Raw genomic sequence first — 20,208 nt, 5'->3', positions numbered from 1 at the left:
CGTGCCGAGCTGGCCGGACGCCGTCTCGGACGCCGTCGCCGAGGTGGTCGGTCGACCGGGGTCGCGTACCGCGCTGGGGGGCCTGAGCGGCAGCGCGGTCGAGCGGGTCGACGGACCCCGGGGTGCCGTCGTGGTGAAGCGCGCCGTCGCCCGCGAGGTGGCGTTCTACGCCGACGTCGCGCCGTCCCTCCCTGCCGCGGTGCGCGTGCCGTCCGCGTGGTGGGCCCGGGACGGCTGGCTGGTGCTCGAGCACGTCCCGGCGCCCCTGCCCCGCGGGCGGTGGACGGCCGATCCCGACGTGCTCGCGCTGCTGGCCGCCCTGCACCGGGCCGAGCCGCCCGCGCTCGGCGACCCGTTCGTCCCCGCGTGGCCGGACGACCTGACCGCACCCGCGCTCGCGCGGCTGCCGGCGTCGGCGCGACCGGCGCTCGACCACGCCCGCGAGGTCGCGCTCGCGACGTGGGCCGGGCCTTCGCTGGTGTCGGGCGACACCAACCCGCGGAACTGGGCCCTGCGACCGGACGGGACCGTCGTGCTGCTGGACTGGGAGCGGGTCGGGTTCGCCTCTCCTGCGGTCGATCTCGCGGCGACGGTGCCGGGCCTCGGCGCACCGGACGACTTCGCCGCGGTGTCGACGGGCTACGAGCGCGCCGCTGGGACGAACGTGCCGGTCGAGGCGCTCGTCGCCGTCAAGGCCTGGACCGCGGTCGAGCTGCTGGCTCGACCGCCGACGGCGGCCCTGGCACCGGTGCAGGATCACCTGGTCGACGCGCTCCCGTCCTGGCTCGCGACGTGGTGAGCCCGACCTAGGCTGCGGGCTGTGCAGGTGGAGGTGCTCGGACCGGTCCGGGTGCGCGAGGGGGGCCGCGTCGTCGACCTCGGCACCCGCCGCCAGCACGCCCTGGTCGCCGCGCTCGCCCTCGCGGGCGGACGCCACGTGGGCACCGACGTGCTGCTCGAGCGGCTCTGGGGCGACGCCCCTCCGCCGAGTGCGGTGACGACCCTGCAGGGCTACGTCGCGGGGGTCCGTCGCGCGCTCGAGCCGGACCGCGCCGCCCGGGCGGCGAGCGAGGTGCTGGTCCGGGTCCACGACGGGTACGCCCTGCACCTGCCGGTCGCCGACGCGACCGCGCTCGCGGACGCGGTGACCGAGGCCCGTCGGCTGCTGCAGGCGGTGCCCGACCACCTGCTGCCCCAGGCCGCACCGGAGTCGGTCGACACCGTGCGCGCCGCCCTGGCCGCCCTCGAGCGCGGGCTCGGCACCTGGCGCGGGGCGCCCTACACCGACCTGGCCGACGACCCGGCGGCGGTCGCCGAGCGGGCGCGCCTGGTGTCCTTGCGCGGCACGGCGCTCGAGCTGTCCGCCGTCGCGCTGCTCGCGGCGGGCCAGCACGCCGAGGCGGTCGCCCGCGCCGACGAGCTGCTGGGCCTCGAGCCGCTGCACGAACGGGCCTGGGCGCTGCGGGCGGTCGGGCTGGTGCGCGGCGGCCAGCAGGCCGAGGCGCTCGCCACGCTGCACCGGTTGCGGTCGACGCTCGCGGACGAGCTGGGGGTCGACCCCGGGCCGGACCTGCGGCGGGTGCAGACCGCCGTGCTGCGGCAGGACGCCGCGCTGGCCTGGCAGGCGCCGCTGCCGACCGCGCCGGCACCGGTTCCACCCGGCCCGCACCGGGTGCGGCGGCCGCTCGCAGGTCGCTCCGACGAGCTGCGCCGGCTCACCGCGCTGCTCCTCGAGGCCGACGGCGCCGCGCCGGCGGTGGTGCTCGGTGAGGCGGGGATCGGGAAGACCCGGCTGGTCGAGGAGGTCGCGGCGCACGCGGTTGCCGCGGGGTGGCTCGTCGCGACCGGCCGGTGCTCCCCCGACCGGCCGCCGCCGCTGTGGCCGTGGCTCGGGGTCGGGACCGACCTCGCGCACGCCGTGGGCGGCGCCGGGGCCCTGGTGGGTGACGGCGAACCGGACGACCTGCGCACCTGGGACGCCGTCACCGACCGGCTCGCCGCCGCTGCGGCCACGCGTCCCCTGCTGCTCGTGCTCGAGGACGTGCACTGGGCCGACGACGACTCCCTCGGCCTGCTCGCGCACCTGGTCGAGCACCTCGACGGCCGGCTCGCGGTCCTGCTGACGCTGCGGACGGGCGAGGCGTCGGGAGCCGCGCTCCGCGGGACGCTCTCGCGGCTCGCGCGTGCCGGTGCGACCCGGACGGAGCTCACCGGCCTCGACCTCGCCGGGGCGCGCGAGCTGCTCGCCGGGCTGCACGAGGTGGACGGCGCGGCAGCTGATCTCGCCGACGACCTGTGGCGGCGCACGGCGGGCAACCCGTTCTTCCTCACCCAGCTCGCGCTCGATGGCGGCCGGGTCGACGGCTCGGTGGCCGACGTCGTGCGCGCCCGGCTCGACCGGCTGCCCACGGCGACGGCGGCGCTGCTGCGCACGGCCGCCGTGCTGGACGCACCGGCGCCTCTGCGGCTGCTCGCCGCGGCGACCGGTGGTGACGTGGCCAGGACGGGCGACGTCCTCGGACCGGCGGTCGAGGCGGGGCTGGTCGTCGACGACGACTCCGGCGCCTACGACTTCGTGCACGCGGTCGTGCGGGAGACGGTGCGCGCGCAGCTGTCCCCGGCCATCCGCGCGCGGGCCCACGCGGCGGTCGCGGCAGCGCACGAGCGGACCTCGCGGCTCACCGATCCGCGGGTGCGGGCGGCCCTGGCCCACCACTGGGAGCAGGCCGGCCCCGCGCACCGCGCCGAGGCGTGGCGGTCGGTGCTCGCGGCGGCCGAGGCCGCCCGTGCCTCGTCCGCGTACGCCGAGGAGGCGCGTCACCTGCGCCGGGCCCTGCTCTGGACGGCCGACGACCCGGACGTCGGTGAGGTGGAGCGGTTCGAGCTGCTGATGCTGCTCGCCGACGCGTGCCGCTGGGGCGGTGACTGGGCCGGCGTCTCCGAGGCGGTCGACGAGGCCGTCGCCGTGGCGGAACGGGCGGACGACGTGGGCCTCGCGGCTCGTGCCGCGGTGTCGACGATGGAGGGTGCCCTGTGGCAGGTGCGGCCGTACGGCGTCGTGCACCGGCCTATCGTCGAGGCGCTCGAGCGGGTGCTCGACCGGCTGCCGGCCGACCAGGAACCGTTGCGCTGCAAGGCGATGCTCGCGCTGGCGATGGAGCTCTTCTACGGCGGCGACACCGCGCGCACGGACGCCCTGGTGGCCGAGGCGCTGGCGATCGCACGCCGGCTGGCCGAGCCCCGCGCGCTGGCCGTCGCGCTGGTCGCGGCCTTCACGGCCCGGTCGCGTCCCGACGCCGCGGTCGACCGGGTCGGGTACGCGGCCGAGGCCCGGGCTGCCGCGCGGGCTGCGGGTGACGTGCGGCTCGAGGTGCTGGCCGCCACGCTCGCCCTCAGCGTCGCCAGCGAGCTCGGCGACTCCGCCTCGCTCCGAACGGGTCTGGTCACGACGGCCGCTGCCGCCCGGGCCCGTGGGCTCGGGACGGCGGAGGCGCTGCTGCGCGTGCTGGAGGTGCCGTGGCGGACGCTGTGGGGCGAGGACCGGGAGGCCGCCGAGGCGCTCGCCCGCCTCGCCGTCCTGGCCGACGAGCTGCGTGTGCCGAACGTGGTCGACGCCGTCCCGGCGAGCGCCGTGTGCGCGGCGCTGCTGCGCGACGACACCCAGGCGCTCGCGGCGGTGGTCGAGGGGCTCGTCGAGAGCACGAGCATCCCCGCGGCGCCCGTCGCGGTGACGGTGCTGCTGCGGCTCGGGCTCGTCGACGTGGCGCGTGAGGTGCAGGAGGCGCACCCCGTCCCGCTCGACGGCACCGACTACATGGGCCTGCTCTACGCCTGCATGTCGTGCGCGGTCGCCGACGGGCTCGACGACCGCGACCTCGCCGCCCGGGCCTACCCGCTGGCGCTGCCGTGGGCGGGGCGGATGTGCTCGGCCGGCACGGCCTGCCCGAGCGGACCGGTCGACCTGTTCCTCGCGCTGGGCGCCCGCGCCCTGGGCGACCTGCCCGCGGCACGCCAGCACGCCCGGGCAGCGGTGGGGCTCGCCCGGGCGTGGGACCTGCCGCGGCTGGTCGCGCACGTCGAGCGCCACCTGGCGGAGCTGCTCGACTGACCTCGCGGGAGTGGGTCTCAGGCGGCGCCGACGTGGTCGGGGACGTGGGTGAACGCAGCGCGGTCGAGCCGCTCGTAGCGGCGCCGTCCCAACCGCAGCATCAGCCGGAAGCCGGCGCCCGCCTCCTGCAGCATCCGCGCGGCCACCGGCGCCGGGAGGCCCTGCACCGCCCACGGCACCATCCGCATCACGTCCGCCGGGCTGAGTCCCCCACGGAACCTGGTGCGCTCCAGGTGCTCCCACTCCTCACCCCCGACGTAGCGCTGCATGACGGCGATCGCGTCGGACTCCTCGTGGGCGAGGTGGTCGCCCAGCACCTGGCGCGTCCGCTCGAGCGCGGTGACGAGCGCCGCTGCACGCTCGGCGTCCTCGACCTGGGCGAGCCGGGCGAACCCCGCGCCGACCTCCTCGAGCAGCGGGTCGATGAGGGCGTGCTCGGCCTCCATCTCCGCCAGCACCTCCGCCGCGGCGGTGTCGTCCGCCGCCGACACCCGGCTCTGCAGCAGCGGCCAGAGGATCTCGTCCTCCTTGTGGTGGTGGTCGTGCAGCAGCAGCCCGAACAGCTCCCACCGTCGTCCCAGCGCCTGCCAGGTCGTGCGGTCGCGCACCGGCGTGAGCCGGGCGGCGGCGAGGAACCGGGCGAGGTCGCGCCGGAAGCCGTGGTGGAGCACGTACATCATCGACAGGTCGGCCGGCCCCTCCGGCGCGGAAGCCTGACCGGGGAGCAGCGGTGTCGTGGTCATGCGCGGATCTCCTTGCGGGTCGTGGTGGTGAGGATCGAGGGCAGGACGGCCGGGAGGCCGAGGACGTCGGCCTCGTCCGCCCGGCGGTAGGTGTCGGTGAGCACCGGCGCGAGCAGCCGCAGCGCCCCGAGCGCCTCGACGACGGTCTCGCTGGTGAAGCGGCACGCCGTCGCGTCGAGCGGCGTGATCGTGCGGGAGCCACGCACCCGCACCGAGGCCGACGCGCCGGCGTACGCGGCCGACAGCGCGTCGGCGCGCACGACCTCGGTGGTCGTGGTGAAGGTCAGGCCCGCGAGGGCGAGGCGCTCGGTGAGCACCTGGCCCGCGACGGCGCGGCCCGCGGGCTCGCAGGTGAAGGAGCGGACGTGCCGCCGCCAGAGGTGGTCGTGGTCCCAGTCGAGCAGCACGTCCGCCACGGCCGCGGCCGGGTGCTCGAGCAGGACGGTGGTCCGCAGCCGGACCTCGCGTCGGGTGGTCTTCTCGGTCATGGCGACACCGTGCCCGTGGCCACTGGGACGCCACTGGGACGCGGGTGGAGCCGATGAGTCCGTCCCGCGCCGGCGGTCGGACCTGCATGAGGACGCTCGTGATGACGCAGAACTGCACCCTGGACGGCTCGATCGAGATGCTGGACGACTGGTTCAGCCCGCAGGAGGGGTCGGACGACGCCGACCTGGTCGAGGTCATGCACCAGCACGACGCGCAGGCGGACGCGCTCGTGCTCGGCCGGCAGACCTTCGAGGACTTCCGCGGCTACTGGCCGCTGCAGACCGACGACACCACCGGGGTCACCGCGTACCTGAACCAGGTGCACAAGTACGTCGTCTCCTCGACGCTCGACGATCCCGGGTGGGAGAACTCGACCGTGCTGCGCGGCGACCCCGTCGACCAGGTCCGCACGCTCAAGCAGGCCGAGGGCCGCCAGATCGTCGTGACCGGCAGCATCACGCTCTCGCACGCGCTGGTCACCGCGGGGTTGGTGGACGAGTACCGGTTGTTCGTCTACCCCGCCGTCCAGGGACGCGGACGACGGTTGTTCCCGGACGGGTTCGTGGTGCCGCAGCTCGAGCTGCTCGAGGCCAGGTCCTTCGCAGCCGGGGTGGCACTGCTGCGGTACGCGCCCGTCCGGTGAAGGTGGTGACGCGCTCGCGGCGGCGCCCGGTCGGCTCGTCCGCGTCGATCTACGTTGCGGCAGAGGGACTGTCAGTGGTCGCCTCTACTGTTGAGGCATGTCGGTGGGGGCTGCGGGTGAGGCGGGTCGGGGTGGTGTGACGGGCGCGGTCGCGGCCGTCCGCGCCGGTCTCGACGACCTCGCAGCCGCGCCCGCGTGGGGGCTGGCCGACGCCGAGGTGCGCGAGGCGATCGTGGTCCTGCACGAGCTGGAGGCGCGGCTGGCCGCCGAGAAGGCGAGGCTGCTGCGGGAGTCGGTGTCGCGGGAGGTGCCGGACGCGCGGGGTCGGCGAGGCGCGGTGACGCGTGCGGTGCTGACCGACCGGTGCCGGGTACGGGCCGGCCGGGCGCAGGCCGACCTGGCGAACGCTGCCGTCACGTGCCCGGAGGCCGGTGACCTGCGTGGGCTGGGTGAGGCGTGGGCAGCCGGTGCGGTGAGTCGTGAGCACGTCGACGTCGCCCGCCGGTGCCTGGACCGGGTGCCCCGGCAGGTCGTGCGCGAGCGGCGCGAGGAGGTCGACGCCGAGCTGACGGAGCGGGCGCTCGGGTGGGACCCGCAGACGGCCGACAAGCTCGCCCAGCACCTGCTGGACGCGTTGCTGCCCGGCGGTGCCGACCGGTTCGACGAGTTCGCCCACGAACGCCGCCACGTCGCGGTCACCACGGACACCACCGGGATGGTGCTGGTGTCGGGGCAGCTCGACGCGGCCGGTGGGCTGACGTTCACCGCCACCCTGGACGCGATCGCCGAGCGATCTCGGCACGCCCTTCGTGAGGACGGCGACCCGGATGTCCGGACGCGTGGGCAGCGCCGCGCCGACGCCCTGGTCACCATGGCCGAGCTCGCCGTCACGGCCGGGCCCGGAGCCGACCAGATCAGAGCCGCGGTGCCGCGGGTGGTGGTGCACGTCGACGCCGACCAGCAGACCGCCACCACCACAACCGGTCAACGGGTCTCGCCCGGCACGCTGGCGCGGCTGGTCTGCGACGCCATCCTGGAGAAGGTGATGCTGTCGTGCGGCCGGGTGGTGTCGATGAGCACCCTCGGCCGGCTCGCCACCCCAGCCCAGCGCGCGGCGCTGGCCGCACGGGACGGCGGGTGCATGTGACCAGGCTGCACCGCACCACCCAGTCTGTGCGAGGCCCACCACGTGATCTGGTGGTCACGCGGCGGTCCCACCACGATCGAGAACCTGGCGCTGCTGTGCTCACGGCACCACACGAAGATCCACGCCCAACCCGAGCACGGCTGGGTGATGCTGGTCCGTGACGGTCGACCGGTGTTCCGCCCACCCGCGCACCACGGCCATCCACCAGGCACGCTGCTGCGCAACACCTTCCACGACGACGTCCGCGCGGCCCGCGCCACCGGACGACACTGGCGCGCGCCCGACCCCGACCCGCCCTGACCACCCGGGGCGACGACCGCCGCAGTCGACACCTCGCCCCTCGGCGCCCGTCGGCGGCCCGGGGCCTGCGCCCACCGCCCCGGTCCGACCGCGGGTGCCGGCTCGGCCGCGGGTCTCCGGCAGCTCCGTCGATCCGGCTCCGCGGCTGTTCCTGAGCGCGGGGTCTTGACGCCATGGCAATCGATATCGAAAGGTGGGAACACGGGCATGTGATCGTTCACACGCCCGGTAGGGCCACGACGACGTGGCACGGCCGCCCCGAGGAGCCGACGTGAGACCACCTGCTCGCTCGACCGGGCCCGCCTTCGGACGGCGCTCGTTCCTCACCGCCGCGGCCGCCGCGGGGCTGGGCGCCGCCGGCGTCGCCGGGTGCGGCACCGGCGAACCCGACGCGGCCACCGTCCGGTACTGGTCGCTGCTGTCCGGCGGCGACGGCGCCCTGATGGACGAGATCATCGCCGAGGTGAGGACGCAGGGCATCGACCTCGAACCGGTGGTGCTCGCCTGGGGGGCGCCGTACTACACCAAGCTCGCGATGGCCTCGGCCGGCGGCCGGGCACCCGAGCTCGCGGTGCTGCACCTGTCGCGCCTCGCCGGGTACGCGCCCGGGGGGCTGCTCGACCCGTGGGACATGGACGCGCTCGCCGACCTGGGCGTCACCGAGGACGACTTCCCGCCGGCGGTCTGGGAGCGCGCGCAGATCGACGGCGAGCGGTTCGCGATCCCGCTCGACACCCACCCGTTCGTGCTGTTCTACAACACCGAGCACTGCGAGGAGGCCGGGCTCCTCGAGTCCGACGGCACGCTCACCGAGATCTCCTCGTTCGACGACTGGCTCGCCGCCGGCACCGAGCTGCAGAAGGTGGCCGGCGGGCACGGGATCTCCTACGGGTACGTCAACGACGGCGCGCAGATGTGGCGCCTGTTCGCCACCTTCTACTTCCAGCACGGCGCGGAGATGACCCTGCGTCCCGGCGAACCGTCGGGCATCGACCGCGACGTCGCGGGCGACAGCCTCGACGCGATGAAGCAGATGCTCGACGGGACGGTGGCCAACCCGGACGCCGACTACCTCGCGGGTCTGGCCGAGTTCACCGGCGGCCGCAGCGGCTTCTTCTGCTCCGGCGTCTGGGAGCTGCGCGGCATGCAGGCCGCCGGGGTGCCCGTCGACGGCACGGTCATCCCGACGCTGTTCGGCACACCGGCCACCTACGCCGACTCGCACAGCTACGTGCTGCCGCACCAGGACTCGCCCGACCCGGCGCGCCGGCAGGCGACGCACGAGGCCGTGGCCGCCATCCTCAAGGACTCGCTGCGCTGGGCCGAGGCCGGCCACATCCCCGCCTACCAGCCGATCGTCGACTCCCCGGAGTACGCCGAGCTGACGCCCCAGGCGCACTACGCCGTGGCGGCCGACCAGGTGGTGCTCGACCCGGAGGCGTGGTTCACCGGCTCGGGCTCGGAGTTCCAGACGCGCGTGGGGCAGGCGATGCAGACCACGCTGAACGGCGGCGCGTCGGTGCAGCAGGCGCTGGCCGACGTCGAGGCCGAGGTGCAGCGCCTCCTGGACCAGCCGAACCCGGCGTGAGGGAGCGACGATGACGACGACCGTGCAGCGACAGGTGGCGGTACCGCCCGCAACCGCTCCCCCGACGCCGCGCCGCCCGCTCGCCTCGGGTGGCGGCTGGTTCACCGTCCCGTACCTCGTGGCGTTCGCGCTGTTCCTCGTCGGGCCGGTCGTCTACGGGCTCTGGATGGCCTTCACCGACCAGAGCCTCACCGGATCGGGCGGCTCGCTCGTGGGCTTCGCCAACTTCGGCGAGGCCCTGCAGGACCCGCAGGTCTGGGCCACGCTGCGCAACACCGTGGTGTTCACCGTGATCAGCTCGGTGCCCCTCGTGCTCGTGTCGCTGGGGCTCGCGCTGCTCGTGCACGCGGTGCGCCCGGGCCAGTGGCTGTGGCGCCTGACCTTCTTCGCGCCCTTCCTGCTGCCGGTCACGGTCGTGACCATCCTGTGGACCTGGATGTACCAGCCCGACCTCGGGCTGTTCAACGCCTCGCTCGGTGCGCTGGGCTCGGACGGCATCGGCTGGCTCACCGACGAGAACGTCGCGCTGTGGTCGATCGCGCTCACCACGCTCTGGTGGACGCTGGGGTTCAACTTCCTGCTCTACCTCGCCGCGCTGCAGAACATCCCGCAGCACCTGTACGAGGCGGCGGCGATCGACGGCGCCGGCACCTGGCGCCGCCTGGTGTCGGTGACCCTGCCGATGCTCGCGCGCACCACCAGCCTGGTGGTGATCCTGCAGCTGCTCGCCTCGCTGAAGGTCTTCGACCAGATCTACCTGATGACGATGGGCGGACCGAACAACTCGACCCGCTCGATCCTCGAGTACGTCTACGACACCGGCTTCACCAACTACCGGCTCGGCTACGCGGCCGCGATCTCGTACGTGTTCTTCGCGCTGATCGTGGTGATCTCGCTGGCCCAGGCCTGGTTCCTGTCACGACGGGGGGTCCGGTCGTGACCGCCGTCGACGCCGGTCGCGGCGCACCGGCGCGGCGCACCACGAGCGTGTCGCGGCTGCGCCTCATCCAGCAGGGCGGCGGTGTCGTGCTGCTGGCCGTCGTCGGCCTGATCTGGGTCGCGCCGTTCCTGTGGGGCATCGTCACCTCGTTCAAGTCCGAGGCCGACGCCGCGGCCCTGCCGGTGCGCGTCGTGCCGGAGGGCGGTTGGACGCTGGCGGCCTACCGGTCGGTGCTCGAGCAGGGCGACCTCGTGCGGTGGCTGGCGAACAGCCTGTTCACCGCCACGGTCATCACCGCGGTCACGCTGGTGATCTCGGCGATGGCGGCGTACGCGCTGTCGCGCGGGCTGTTCCGCGGACGACGACTGCTGATGGCGGCCACCCTGGCGTCGATCATGGTGCCCGGGCAGATCCTGATCGTCCCGCTGTTCCAGGAGATGCTGCTGCTGAACATGATCGACACCTACTGGGCGATCATCCTGCCGCAGGTGGTGGCGCCGGTGATGGTGTTCGTCCTGAAGCGCTTCTTCGACGCCATCCCGATCGAGCTCGAGGACGCCGCGCGGGTCGACGGCGCCAGCCGCTGGCGCACCTTCGTCTCGGTGGTGCTCCCGCTGTCGCGCTCGGTGCTGTCGGCGGTGGCGATCTTCGTGTTCATCGGCGCCTGGAACAACTTCCTGTGGCCGTTCATCGCCGTCAACGACCCCGGGTTGATGACGATGCCCGTCGGCCTGGCGACGGTCGAGAACGCCTACGGCGTGCAGTACGCGCAGGACAACGCCGCCGCCGTCCTGGCCGCGCTGCCCCTGCTGGTCGTCTTCATCCTGTTCCAGCGGCACATCGTCCGCGGGTTCGCCACCACCGGGCTGGGAGGGCAGTGACCGTGGACCGGTCCGCACGCATCGTGGTCGACCCCGACCGCCGGGTGGCCGAGCTCGACCGCCGGGTCTTCGGCTCGTTCGTCGAGCACATGGGCCGGTGCGTCTACACCGGCGTCTACGAGCCGGACCACCCGAGCGCGGACGAGCACGGGTTCCGCTCCGACGTGCTCGACCTGGTGCGCGAGCTCGGGGTCAGCGTGGTGCGCTACCCCGGCGGCAACTTCGTCTCCGGCTACCGCTGGGAGGACGGCGTCGGCCCGCGCGCGGAGCGTCCCGTCCGGCGCGACCTGGCCTGGCGCAGCACCGAGACCAACGAGTTCGGCCTCGACGAGTTCATGGCCTGGACGCGCCGCGCCGGCGTCGAGCCCATGATGGCCGTGAACCTGGGCACGCGCGGCGTGCAGGAGGCGCTCGACCTGCACGAGTACGCGACGCACCCGTCGGGGACCGAGCTGTCGGAGCGCCGGATCGCCAACGGGACCGTCGAGCCGCACGACGTGCGGCTGTGGTGCCTGGGCAACGAGATGGACGGGCCCTGGCAGACCGGTCACAAGACCGCGCGCGAGTACGGACGGCTCGCCGCCGAGACCGCCCGTGCCCTGCGGCAGGCCGACGACCGGCTGCAGCTCGTCGCCTGCGGCAGCTCCGGCTCGCAGATGCCGACGTTCGGCGCCTGGGAGGCGACGGTCCTCGAGGAGTCCTACGACCTGGTCGACATGGTCTCGGCGCACGCGTACTACCAGGAGGTCGACGGTGACGTCGCGAGCTTCCTGGCCTCGGGCGCCGACATGGACCACTTCATCGACTCCGTCGTCGCGACCGCCGACCACGTCGGCGCCCGGCTCGGCAGCCGCAAGCGCATCGGCATCTCGTTCGACGAGTGGAACGTCTGGTACCAGAGCCGTTTCGAGGAGGAGGGGCCTCCTCCGGGTTGGCCGAAGGCTCCGAGGCTGATCGAGGACCGCTACAACGCCACCGATGCGGTCGTCGTCGGCGGCCTGCTGGTCTCGCTGCTGCGTCACAGCGACCGCGTGCAGGTGGCGTGCCTCGCGCAGCTGGTGAACGTGATCGCCCCGATCATGACCGAGCCCGGCGGGCCGGCGTGGCGCCAGACCATCTTCCACCCGTTCGCGCAGGCCGCGACGCACTGCGCGGGCGACGTCCTGCGGCTGGGCGTCACGGCACCGACCGTCACGACCACGCGGTTCGGCGAGGTCGTCGCGCTCGACGCCGTCGCCACGCGCGACGACCGCGGCACCACCCTGCTGGTGGTCAACCGCTCGCCGCAGGACGGCGCGGAGGTCGAGGTCGACACGCGTGCGCTGGGAGCCCAGCGGGTCGAGTGGTGCACCACGGTCCACGACGAGGACCGGTTCGCCGTCAACACCGTCGACGACCCGCACCGGGTGCGGCCCCGACCGCTCGACACCACGGTGGACGGTGGCACGGTGCGGCTGTCCCTGCCGGCGATCTCGTTCACGGTGCTGCGGCTGCAGGACGACCCCGGTCCGCGCTGAGGGCGTCAGCCCTCGACGACCTCGCCGCTGCGCGGCACCCACGTCCGCCCGCCGACCGAGAAGGCCAGCGGCACACCGCGAGCCGTGTCCCAGTCGGTCGAGTCGGTCACCTGCACGTGCACGTGCGGCTCGGTGCTGTTGCCCGAGCTGCCCAGCCGGCCGACCGGTTCGCCCGCCGCGACCGCCTGCCCGGGGACGATCCCGACCGATCCCCGCTGCAGGTGCGCCAGGAGCACGTACGGCCCGCCGCCCGCGAGCCCGAGCACGACGTGGTTGCCCGCGACGGCCGCGACCCCGGACCGCACCCGGCGCGCCTGCGTCAGCGCGTACCCCGCCCCCGCGACGGGCGACCGGCGCGCGACGCCGTCCGGCACGCCGTCGAGGACGGACACCACCGTCCCGTCGGCGGGCGCGACCACGTCGAGACCGAAGCCCACGAACGCCTCCGGCGGCTCGGTTCCGAGCCACGACCGCCACCCGCGCGGCGCGGAGCGCCCGGACGCGTCCACCGGCACCAGGTCGATCGCGTACGTCGTCCCGAGGGCGTGCGTGCCGTGGCTCGGGACCCGGTCGGCCGGGCTGTTGCGCACCGTCCACCGGCCGCGCACCGGCGGCAGCAGCACGACCGGGGCGTCGACCACCTCAGCCGCGCAGCACGGGGCCCAGTGCGTCGAGCACCGAGGCGTCCTCGATCGTCGAGGGCACCGTCGGCGTCCGGCCGTCCGCCAGCTCGCGCATCGTCTTGCGCAGGATCTTCCCCGACCGGGTCTTCGGCAGCGCCGCCACCACGTCGACCCGCTGCAGCGAGGCGATCGCGCCGACCTCGGACCGCACCCGGGCGGCCAGCTCGGCCCGCAGCGCCTCGGAGTCGTCCTGACCGCCCTTCAGCACCACCAGCGCCCGCGGCACCTGCCCCTTCAGCGCGTCCTCGACGCCGATCACCGCGCACTCGGCGACCGCCGGGTGGCCCGCGAGAGCGGCCTCGATCGACCCCGTCGACAACCGGTGGCCCGCGACGTTGATGACGTCGTCGGTGCGGCCCATCACGAACAGGTAGCCGTCGTCGTCGACGTAGCCGCCGTCACCGGTGAGGTAGTAGCCGTCGAACGCCGACAGGTACCCGGCGACGTAGCGGTCGTCGTCGCCCCACAGCGTCGGCAGCGTGCCCGGCGGCATCGGCAGCCGCAGGCACACCGCGCCCTCGGTCCCCGGCGGCACCTCGGCACCGGACGGGTCGAGGACCCGGACGTCGTACCCCGGCACCGGCACCGACGGCGACCCCGGCTTGATCGGGAGCCGTTGCAGGCCCACCGGGTTCGCGGCGATCGGCCAGCCGGTCTCGGTCTGCCACCAGTTGTCGACCACCGGGACCTCCCGACCCGTCGAGCGCCGCAGCAGGTCGCCCGCCCACTGCCAGGTGTCGGGGTCGAGCCGCTCGCCCGCGAGGAACAGCGTCCGCAGCGACGACAGGTCGTGGTCGCGGGCGAGCTCGCCGTCCGGGTCGGTCTTCTTGATGGCCCGGATCGCGGTGGGGGCGGTGAACAGCACCGAGACGTCGTGGTCGGCGACGACGCGCCAGAACGCGCCGGCGTCCGGCGTCCCGATCGGTTTGCCCTCGTACAGCACGGTCGTCGAGCCGTTGATCAGCGGCCCGTAGACGATGTAGGAGTGGCCGACGACCCACCCCACGTCGCTCGCGGTGAACATGGTCTCGCCGGGCTGCAGCCCGAAGACGTTCGGCACCGACCACGCGAGCGCGACCGCGTGGCCGCCGTTGTCGCGCACGATGCCCTTGGGCTTCCCCGTCGTCCCGGACGTGTAGAGGACGTACAGCGGGTCGGTCGCGCCCACCGCGACGCACTCGGCCGGCTCGACCGTGCCGGGACGCATCAGCACGTCCCAGTCGAGGTCGCGGCCGTCGACCATCGACGCCTCGGCCTGCGGACGCTGCAGCACGACGACGTGAGCCGGTGCGTGCGTGGCCTTCTCGATCGCCGCGTCGAGCAGCGGCTTGTACTCCACGACCCGCGTCGGCTCGATCCCGCACGACGCGGTCACGACCACCACCGGCTGCGCGTCGTCGAGGCGAGCAGCCAGCTCGGTCGGCGCGAACCCGCCGAACACCACGGAGTGGACCGCCCCGATCCGCGCGCACGCCAGCATGGCGACCACCGCCTGCGGCACCATCGGCATGTAGACCACGACGCGGTCGCCCTGCTGCACCCCCAGCGCGCGCAGCACGCCGCCGAACCGCGCCACCTCGTCGAGCAGCTCGGCGTACGTCCACGACCGGGTCGAGCCCGTCACCGGCGAGTCCCACACCAGCGCGGTCTGGTCGGCACGCCCCTTGATCACGTGCCGGTCGAGCGCGTTGTAGCAGGTGTTCAGCGTCGCGCCGGTGTACCAGCGGTAGAACGGCGGCCGGTCGTCGTCGAGCACCCGGGTCGGCCGGGTGATCCAGTCGACGGCGCGCGCCGCCTCGCCCCAGAACGCGTCGGGGTCCTCGAGGGACGCGCGGTGGGCCGCGGCCCAGGCACCGGTGCTGACGTCGTCGCTCACCCGGCCATCCTGCCGCCCGGGCGCGCGCGTGTCAGCCCTCGCCCTTCTTGGCCTTCGCCCCCTTCTTGCCCAGCTCGGACTGCGCCGCCGAGGACTCGCGCGGGTTCTTCTTCCCCTCCTTCGCGGCCTTCGCGTTCGCCTTCTGCGCCGTCTCGCTGCCCTTGCCCTGCTTGTCCGCCATGGCGACATCGTGACCCGGCCACGGCCGAGGGGCACCTCGACGGCGTCTGCCAGGCTAGAGCGGTGAGCACCCCGTCCGTCGTCCTGCCCCCCGGAGCCCTGGCGATGGTGCGCGAGCGCCACCTGTCGGTGCTCGCCACCCAGCGCGGCGACGGCAGCCCGCACCTGGTGCCGGTCGGGTTCACCTGGGACGCCGAGGCCGGCGTCGTCCGCGTCATCACCAGCGGGCCCTCGGTCAAGGCGCGCAACGCCCGCCGCGGCGGTCGTGCCGCCGTGAGCCAGGTCGACGGCCGGCGCTGGCTGACCCTCGAGGGTCCGGTGCGCGTCGTCGACGACGAGGCGGCCGTCCGCGACGCCGAGCGCCGGTACGCCGAGCGCTACCGGCAGCCGCGCGAGAACCCGCTGCGCGTGGTCGTCGTCATCGACGTCGACCGGGTGCTGGGCGCGTCGTGGCCGGGCGTCGACGACGAGCCCGGGTCGCCGGCGTGACCCACCGCACGCGGCTGGTCACCTGGAACCTGTGGTGGCGCTTCGGCCCGTGGCGGGAGCGCGGTCCCGCGATCGAGGACGCGCTGCGCGCCGCGGCCCCCGACCTGGTGACGCTGCAGGAGGTGCACCGCGGCGAGGACGCCGACCAGCTCGCCACGCTCGCCGGCGCGCTCGGGCTGCCGCACCTCGCGTGGTCCCCGAACCGCCTGCCGGGACGCTGGCACCGGCGCGGCCACGACGCCGACGCGCACGCGGAGGGCGGGGTGGCCGTGCTGAGCCGGTGGCCGCTGGGCGAGGTGACCGAGGTCGACCTGCCCGACGCCGGCGCCGAGGCCGAGGGACGCACCGCGCTCGGCGTCGTCGTCGACCACCCGGACGGACCGCTCCCCCTCGTCACCACCCACCTGTCGTCGTCGCCGGCCGGGTCGGCCGTGCGGGTCGAGCAGGTGCGTGCCGTGGCGCAGCTCGTGCACCGGCTGCGGCAGCAGGTCGACGCCTCGCTGCCCCCGGTGGTCACCGGCGACTTCAACGCCGAGCCCGAGTCCGACGAGATGCGGCTGCTCGGAGGTCATCTCACCGCACCGGCCGTGCCCGACCTCGTGCTGGTGGACGCCTGGCGGCTCGGACGCCCGGTCGACGCCGGGTACACCTGGCGCCGCGAGAACCCCTACCTCGGCCCGGGCAACCCGGACGCCCGCATCGACCACGTGCTCCTCGGGCTCGGGACGGCCGTCGAGCACCTCGGGCTCGTCGGTGCCGCAGCGGGTCCGGACGGCGTGTGGCCGTCCGACCACGCCGGTGTGCTGGTCGACCTCGACCCCGCACCCCGTCGGTAGCCCGCCTCGGTAGGTTGCCGCCGTGGAGATCGAGACCCTCGACCAGCTCGACGCGCTGCTCGGCCTCGGCAAGGGCCTGGCCGGTGCGCGCCTGCAGGGCCTCGACCTGGCGAGCCGCGAGCCCGCGCTGCTCGGCGTCGACCCGCGCGGCGCGGTCGTGCTCGGCGGGACGCTGACGCCGCGGCTCGAGCAGCACCTGCGCGAGGGCGGGGCGGTGCTCTTCCCGGTGGTGCCCGGCTGCCCGGTCGACGTCTACCGACCGCACCTGTACCCGCCGGAGGAGCTGTACCGCGGGCTCGACCAGGGCTACCCGTGCACGCCCGACGCGCTCGCCTACCGGTGGAGCCGCGAGGGCTCGCTGCGCCACGACGCCCTCACCACGCTGCTGCGCGCGATGCACGACGACGCCGTCACCGACGCTCTCGACGAGGCCGTCGCCGGACGGCGGTGCGTCGGCGTCATGGGCGGACACGCCCTGAAGCGCGGCACCGAGGGGTACCGCGAGGCCGCCGTGCTCGGCCGCGCGCTCGCCCGCGAGGACCTGCTGGTGCTCACCGGCGGCGGCCCCGGCGCGATGGAGGCGGCCAACCTCGGCGCACGGCTGGCGCAGGCTGACGACGACGCGCTCGACGACGCGCTCGCGCGCCTGGCCGCCGTCCCGTCGTTCGCACCGGACGTCGCCGCCTGGGCCGACGTCGCGCTGCGGGTGCGCGCCGAGCACCCGGCGCCCGCGCGACCCGCCAGCATCGGGATCCCGACCTGGTTCTACGGCCACGAGCCCCCGAACGCGTTCGCGTGCCTGCAGGCCAAGTACTTCTCCAACGCGGTCCGCGAGGACGCGCTGCTCTCCCGCGCGACCCACGGGCTCGTGTACCTGCCGGGGGCGGCGGGCACCGTCCAGGAGCTCTTCCAGGCCGTGACCCCCGGCTACTACGGAGCGGACGGCGGCGTCCCGCTCGTCCTGGTCGGCCGCGCGCACTGGTCGCGCACCGTGCCGGTCTGGGACGCGCTCACCACGCTCGCCGGCGACCTGCCCCTGGCACAGCGGCTGATGCTGCTCGAGGACGCCGCGGACCCCGCGCCCGTGCTCGGCGCCCTGCGCGACCTGGCGGCCTGAGGCGTCAGTCGACGGTGACCATGATGTCGACCGCCTTGTCGAGGAAGGCGTCGACCTCGGGCTCGCGGTACGCCCGGCGACCGCGGGCCGGACGGAACACCGCCCGACGCACCTCGTCGGCCGACATCTCCTCGCCGTCGTTGAAGTACGAGTCGAGGCGGTCGCACAGGGCGTCGACGTCGTCGGGACGGTAGCCCCGCTCGAACCGCCGACGCGGCGCCGCGAACCGGTCGCCCGCGGGTCGGTCGAGCCGACCCTGCAGCGACGACGCCCGGCGGGCGAGGTCGTCGAACAGGGCGTCCTCGCCGCCGACCCGCACCAGCCGGCCCCGCTCGCGGGCGGCGACGGCGTCCTCCAGCCGGTCGAGCGCGCTGTCGACGGCCTGCACGTCGTAGCCGCCCCAGCGCAGCCGGAAGGCGACCGTGCGCACGTCCTCGGCCGTCAGCGCCGCGAGCGCACCGACCCGCGTGCCGCGCTCGTACGCGACCCGGGCGCGGGCGAAGAAGGCGTCGACCTCGTCGACGCGGTAGCCGCGTGCGGCGCGCGAGACGCGCGCGAACTTGTCCTGCGACCGGGCCACGGGGTCAATCCTGCCCTGCGGCGGCGAGCTGGCCGCACGCCCCGTCGATGTCGCGCCCCCGCGTGTCGCGCACCGTCGTCGGGATGCCGTGGGCCCGCAGCCGCTCGACGAAGGTGCGCTCGACCTGCGGGTCGGACGCCGTCCAGCGCGAACCCGGGGTCGGGTTGAGCGGGATCGGGTTGACGTGCACCCAGCCGCGGCCGCGCCGGTTCAGCTCCGTGCCGAGCAGGTCGGCCCGCCAGGCGTGGTCGTTGACGTCGCGGATCAGCGCGTACTCGATGCTGACCCGGCGCCCGGTGGCGTCGAAGTACCGTCGCGCCGCGTCGAGCGCCTCGCCGACCTTCCAGCGGGTGTTCACCGGGACCAGCTCGTCGCGCAGCTCGTCGTCGGGCGCGTGCAGGCTCAGCGCCAGCGTGACCGGGATGCCCTCGGCCGCCAGCTTGTCGATCGCGGGCACCAGCCCGACGGTCGACATCGTGATGCCGCGCGCGGACATGCCGAGCCCCTCGGGGGCCACGTCGGTCATCCGCCGGATCGCCGCCACGGCCGCCTTGTAGTTGGCCAGGGCCTCGCCCATGCCCATGAAGACCACGTTGAGCGCGCGCCGGTCGCCGTCGTGCCGCTCGGTGACCTGGCGCATCCCGCGCACGACCTGGTCGACGATCTCGGCGGTCGACATGTTGCGCGTCAGACCCGCCTGGCCGGTCGCGCAGAACGGGCAGTTCATCCCGCAGCCGGCCTGGCTGGAGATGCAGACGGTCGACCGGTTCCGGTAGTGCATCAGGACGCTCTCGACCAGCGCGCCGTCGTGCAGCCGCCACAGCGTCTTCACCGTCGCCCCGCGGTCGGCCTCCCGGGTGGTGACGGGAGTGAGCAGCGGCGGCAGCAGCCCGGAGGCCAGCGCGTCGCGCGAGGCCTTGGGCAGGTCGGTCATCTGCGCCGGGTCGGTGACCAGGTGGTCGAAGTAGTGCGTGGAGACCTGCTTGGCCCGGAAGCCGCGCTCCCCCAGCGCCTCGACGGCGGCGACGCGCTCGTCGAGGGTGAGGTCGGCCAGGTGCTGCGGCGGCTTGCCGCGCCGCGGCGCGGCCAGCAGCAGGCGGCCCGGCTCGGGCCGGGTGCTCTCGGGCTCGGGCCGCGAGGCGGTCGGGACGCCGCTCACGACGCAGCCACCGGGACGAGCAGCGCCAGCAGCAGGTACATGACCGGCGCGGTGGGGAGCAGGGAGTCGAGCCGGTCCATCAGGCCTCCGTGGCCGGGCAGCAGGCTGCCCATGTCCTTGATGCCGAGGTCGCGCTTCAGCAGCGACTCCGACAGGTCCCCGACCGTCGCGGTGACGACGGCCGCGAGCCCGATGGCCACCCCGGCGTACCAGGGGCCGTCGAGGAAGAGCAGCACCGCGGCGACGCCCGCGACGGTGCTGAAGACGAACGAGCCGGCCAGGCCCTCCCACGACTTCTTCGGGCTGACCGACGGCGCCATCGGGTGCTTCCCCCACAGGACGCCGAACACGTACCCGCCGATGTCGCTGCAGATCGCGACCAGGATGAACGTCACGATGCGCCACACGCCGTCGGGCTCGGCGAGCATGAGGACCGCGAAGCCGGCGAGGAACGGCGCGTACCCCGCCGTGAAGACGCCGGCCGCGACGTCGCGCACCGCCCCGTCCGGCTGGTCGAGCAGCCGCCAGACCAGCACGGCGAGCGTGGTGAGCACGAACGCGACCAGCAGCGCCTCCGAGCCGCCGACGTAGGCCGACACCGCCATGCCGGCCGTCCCGACGAGCACGGGCACCAGGGGGACCGCGATGCGCCGGGCGGCGAACGCGCCGGTGAGCTCCCAGACCCCGATCGCGATGGCGACCACGACGACGGCGACGAACGCCTCCTTGCGGAACGCCAGGGAGGCGACGACCACGGCGCCGAGCCCGACGCCCACGCCGATCGCGGCCGGCAGGTTGCGCCCCGCCCGCGAGGGGGCGGACTGCTCGCGCCGCCGGCGGTAGGCGGCGTCGGCGCCGGACGGCACCGGCATCGCGGGCGCCGGCGGCACCACCTCGACGTCGGCGTCGGGCATCGCGGCGGCCAGCGCTCG

At 74.8% G+C, this 20,208-nt stretch carries 20 protein-coding genes; 12 read left to right on the top strand and 8 right to left on the bottom strand.

Features of this window, described 5'->3' with window-relative positions; translation table 11 throughout:
* Position 1 precedes the first annotated feature (1 nt).
* Positions 2-799, top strand: a complete 798-nt coding sequence (locus ACYVKY_RS01925) for a phosphotransferase (protein ID WP_460433300.1) — start codon at positions 2-4, stop codon at positions 797-799.
* A 21-nt stretch (positions 800-820) separates the two neighbouring features.
* Positions 821-4,108 (top strand): BTAD domain-containing putative transcriptional regulator, encoded by a 3,288-nt coding sequence (locus ACYVKY_RS01920; protein WP_460433299.1) that lies wholly within the window; start codon positions 821-823, stop codon positions 4,106-4,108.
* A gap of 17 nt (positions 4,109-4,125) precedes the next feature.
* Here the strand turns inward: ACYVKY_RS01920 and ACYVKY_RS01915 are convergent, their stop codons facing one another.
* Positions 4,126-4,851: a hemerythrin domain-containing protein gene (locus ACYVKY_RS01915; RefSeq protein ID WP_460433298.1), complete on the bottom strand. Its 726-nt coding sequence runs from the start codon at positions 4,849-4,851 to the stop codon at positions 4,126-4,128.
* Positions 4,848-5,339 (bottom strand): SRPBCC family protein, encoded by a 492-nt coding sequence (locus ACYVKY_RS01910; protein ID WP_460433297.1) that lies wholly within the window; start codon positions 5,337-5,339, stop codon positions 4,848-4,850. Before ACYVKY_RS01910 ends, ACYVKY_RS01915 begins: the two co-directional genes overlap by 4 nt.
* Before the next feature lie 86 nt (positions 5,340-5,425).
* On the opposite strand from ACYVKY_RS01910, the gene ACYVKY_RS01905 reads away from it, so the two are divergent.
* The 7 genes from ACYVKY_RS01905 (at position 5,426) to arfA (ending at position 12,356) form a co-directional block, all read left to right on the top strand.
* Positions 5,426-5,983: a dihydrofolate reductase family protein gene (locus ACYVKY_RS01905; RefSeq protein ID WP_460433296.1), complete on the top strand. Its 558-nt coding sequence runs from the start codon at positions 5,426-5,428 to the stop codon at positions 5,981-5,983.
* Positions 5,984-6,080: 97 nt separating this feature from the next.
* Complete coding sequence (locus ACYVKY_RS01900) at positions 6,081-7,130, top strand: DUF222 domain-containing protein (protein ID WP_460433295.1); 1,050 nt, start codon at positions 6,081-6,083, stop codon at positions 7,128-7,130.
* A 24-nt stretch (positions 7,131-7,154) separates the two neighbouring features.
* The gene (locus ACYVKY_RS01895; RefSeq protein WP_460433351.1) at positions 7,155-7,430 is read left to right on the top strand and encodes an HNH endonuclease; all 276 of its coding nucleotides are present in this window, start codon (positions 7,155-7,157) and stop codon (positions 7,428-7,430) included.
* 271 nt (positions 7,431-7,701) lie between these two features.
* Complete coding sequence (locus ACYVKY_RS01890) at positions 7,702-9,018, top strand: type 2 periplasmic-binding domain-containing protein (RefSeq protein WP_460433294.1); 1,317 nt, start codon at positions 7,702-7,704, stop codon at positions 9,016-9,018.
* Between the two features lie 10 nt (positions 9,019-9,028).
* Entirely contained in the window at positions 9,029-9,958 is a 930-nt protein-coding gene (locus tag ACYVKY_RS01885; RefSeq protein WP_460433293.1) for a carbohydrate ABC transporter permease, read from the top strand.
* On the top strand, positions 9,955-10,839 hold the full coding sequence (locus tag ACYVKY_RS01880; RefSeq protein ID WP_460433292.1) for a carbohydrate ABC transporter permease: 885 nt from the start codon (positions 9,955-9,957) through the stop codon (positions 10,837-10,839). The genes ACYVKY_RS01885 and ACYVKY_RS01880 overlap by 4 nt, the downstream gene beginning before the upstream one ends.
* A complete protein-coding gene (gene arfA, locus ACYVKY_RS01875; RefSeq protein WP_460433291.1) occupies positions 10,836-12,356 on the top strand; it encodes an alpha-N-arabinofuranosidase in 1,521 nt (506 codons plus the stop codon). Before ACYVKY_RS01880 ends, arfA begins: the two co-directional genes overlap by 4 nt.
* Before the next feature lie 5 nt (positions 12,357-12,361).
* Here arfA and ACYVKY_RS01870 read toward each other — a convergent pair whose 3' ends face one another.
* Genes ACYVKY_RS01870 through ACYVKY_RS01860 form a run of 3 tightly spaced genes read right to left on the bottom strand, consistent with a single transcriptional unit; the run spans position 12,362 to position 15,096 of the window.
* A complete protein-coding gene (locus ACYVKY_RS01870; RefSeq protein ID WP_460433290.1) occupies positions 12,362-12,997 on the bottom strand; it encodes a peptidoglycan DD-metalloendopeptidase family protein in 636 nt (211 codons plus the stop codon).
* A gap of 1 nt (position 12,998) precedes the next feature.
* The gene (locus ACYVKY_RS01865; RefSeq protein WP_460433289.1) at positions 12,999-14,915 is read right to left on the bottom strand and encodes an acetate--CoA ligase; all 1,917 of its coding nucleotides are present in this window, start codon (positions 14,913-14,915) and stop codon (positions 12,999-13,001) included.
* A gap of 31 nt (positions 14,916-14,946) precedes the next feature.
* A complete protein-coding gene (locus ACYVKY_RS01860; RefSeq protein WP_460433288.1) occupies positions 14,947-15,096 on the bottom strand; it encodes a hypothetical protein in 150 nt (49 codons plus the stop codon).
* Between the two features lie 104 nt (positions 15,097-15,200).
* On the opposite strand from ACYVKY_RS01860, the gene ACYVKY_RS01855 reads away from it, so the two are divergent.
* From ACYVKY_RS01855 to ACYVKY_RS01845, 3 genes are read left to right on the top strand one after another with little or no spacing between them, the layout of a single operon-like run.
* Entirely contained in the window at positions 15,201-15,584 is a 384-nt protein-coding gene (locus ACYVKY_RS01855) for a TIGR03618 family F420-dependent PPOX class oxidoreductase (protein ID WP_460433350.1), read from the top strand.
* Complete coding sequence (locus tag ACYVKY_RS01850) at positions 15,581-16,420, top strand: exonuclease/endonuclease/phosphatase family protein (RefSeq protein ID WP_460433287.1); 840 nt, start codon at positions 15,581-15,583, stop codon at positions 16,418-16,420. Before ACYVKY_RS01855 ends, ACYVKY_RS01850 begins: the two co-directional genes overlap by 4 nt.
* 22 nt (positions 16,421-16,442) lie before the next feature.
* Positions 16,443-17,537, top strand: a complete 1,095-nt coding sequence (locus ACYVKY_RS01845) for an LOG family protein (protein ID WP_460433286.1) — start codon at positions 16,443-16,445, stop codon at positions 17,535-17,537.
* A gap of 4 nt (positions 17,538-17,541) precedes the next feature.
* Here ACYVKY_RS01845 and ACYVKY_RS01840 read toward each other — a convergent pair whose 3' ends face one another.
* The 3 genes from ACYVKY_RS01840 to ACYVKY_RS01830 are packed head-to-tail and all read right to left on the bottom strand — an operon-like array spanning position 17,542 to position 20,148.
* Complete coding sequence (locus ACYVKY_RS01840) at positions 17,542-18,117, bottom strand: DivIVA domain-containing protein (RefSeq protein ID WP_460433285.1); 576 nt, start codon at positions 18,115-18,117, stop codon at positions 17,542-17,544.
* A gap of 4 nt (positions 18,118-18,121) precedes the next feature.
* Positions 18,122-19,276 carry a 23S rRNA (adenine(2503)-C(2))-methyltransferase RlmN gene (gene rlmN, locus ACYVKY_RS01835; protein WP_460433284.1) on the bottom strand — a complete coding sequence of 385 codons (1,155 nt, stop codon included), beginning with the start codon at positions 19,274-19,276 and terminating at the stop codon, positions 18,122-18,124.
* Entirely contained in the window at positions 19,273-20,148 is an 876-nt protein-coding gene (locus tag ACYVKY_RS01830) for a phosphatidate cytidylyltransferase (protein WP_460433349.1), read from the bottom strand. The genes rlmN and ACYVKY_RS01830 overlap by 4 nt, the downstream gene beginning before the upstream one ends.
* Positions 20,149-20,208 lie beyond the last annotated feature (60 nt).

The sequence above is a fragment of the Angustibacter speluncae genome, from assembly GCF_054777815.1.
Note: the sequence above shows the minus strand (reverse complement) of the source record. Positions and strands in the feature narration are given on the sequence as shown.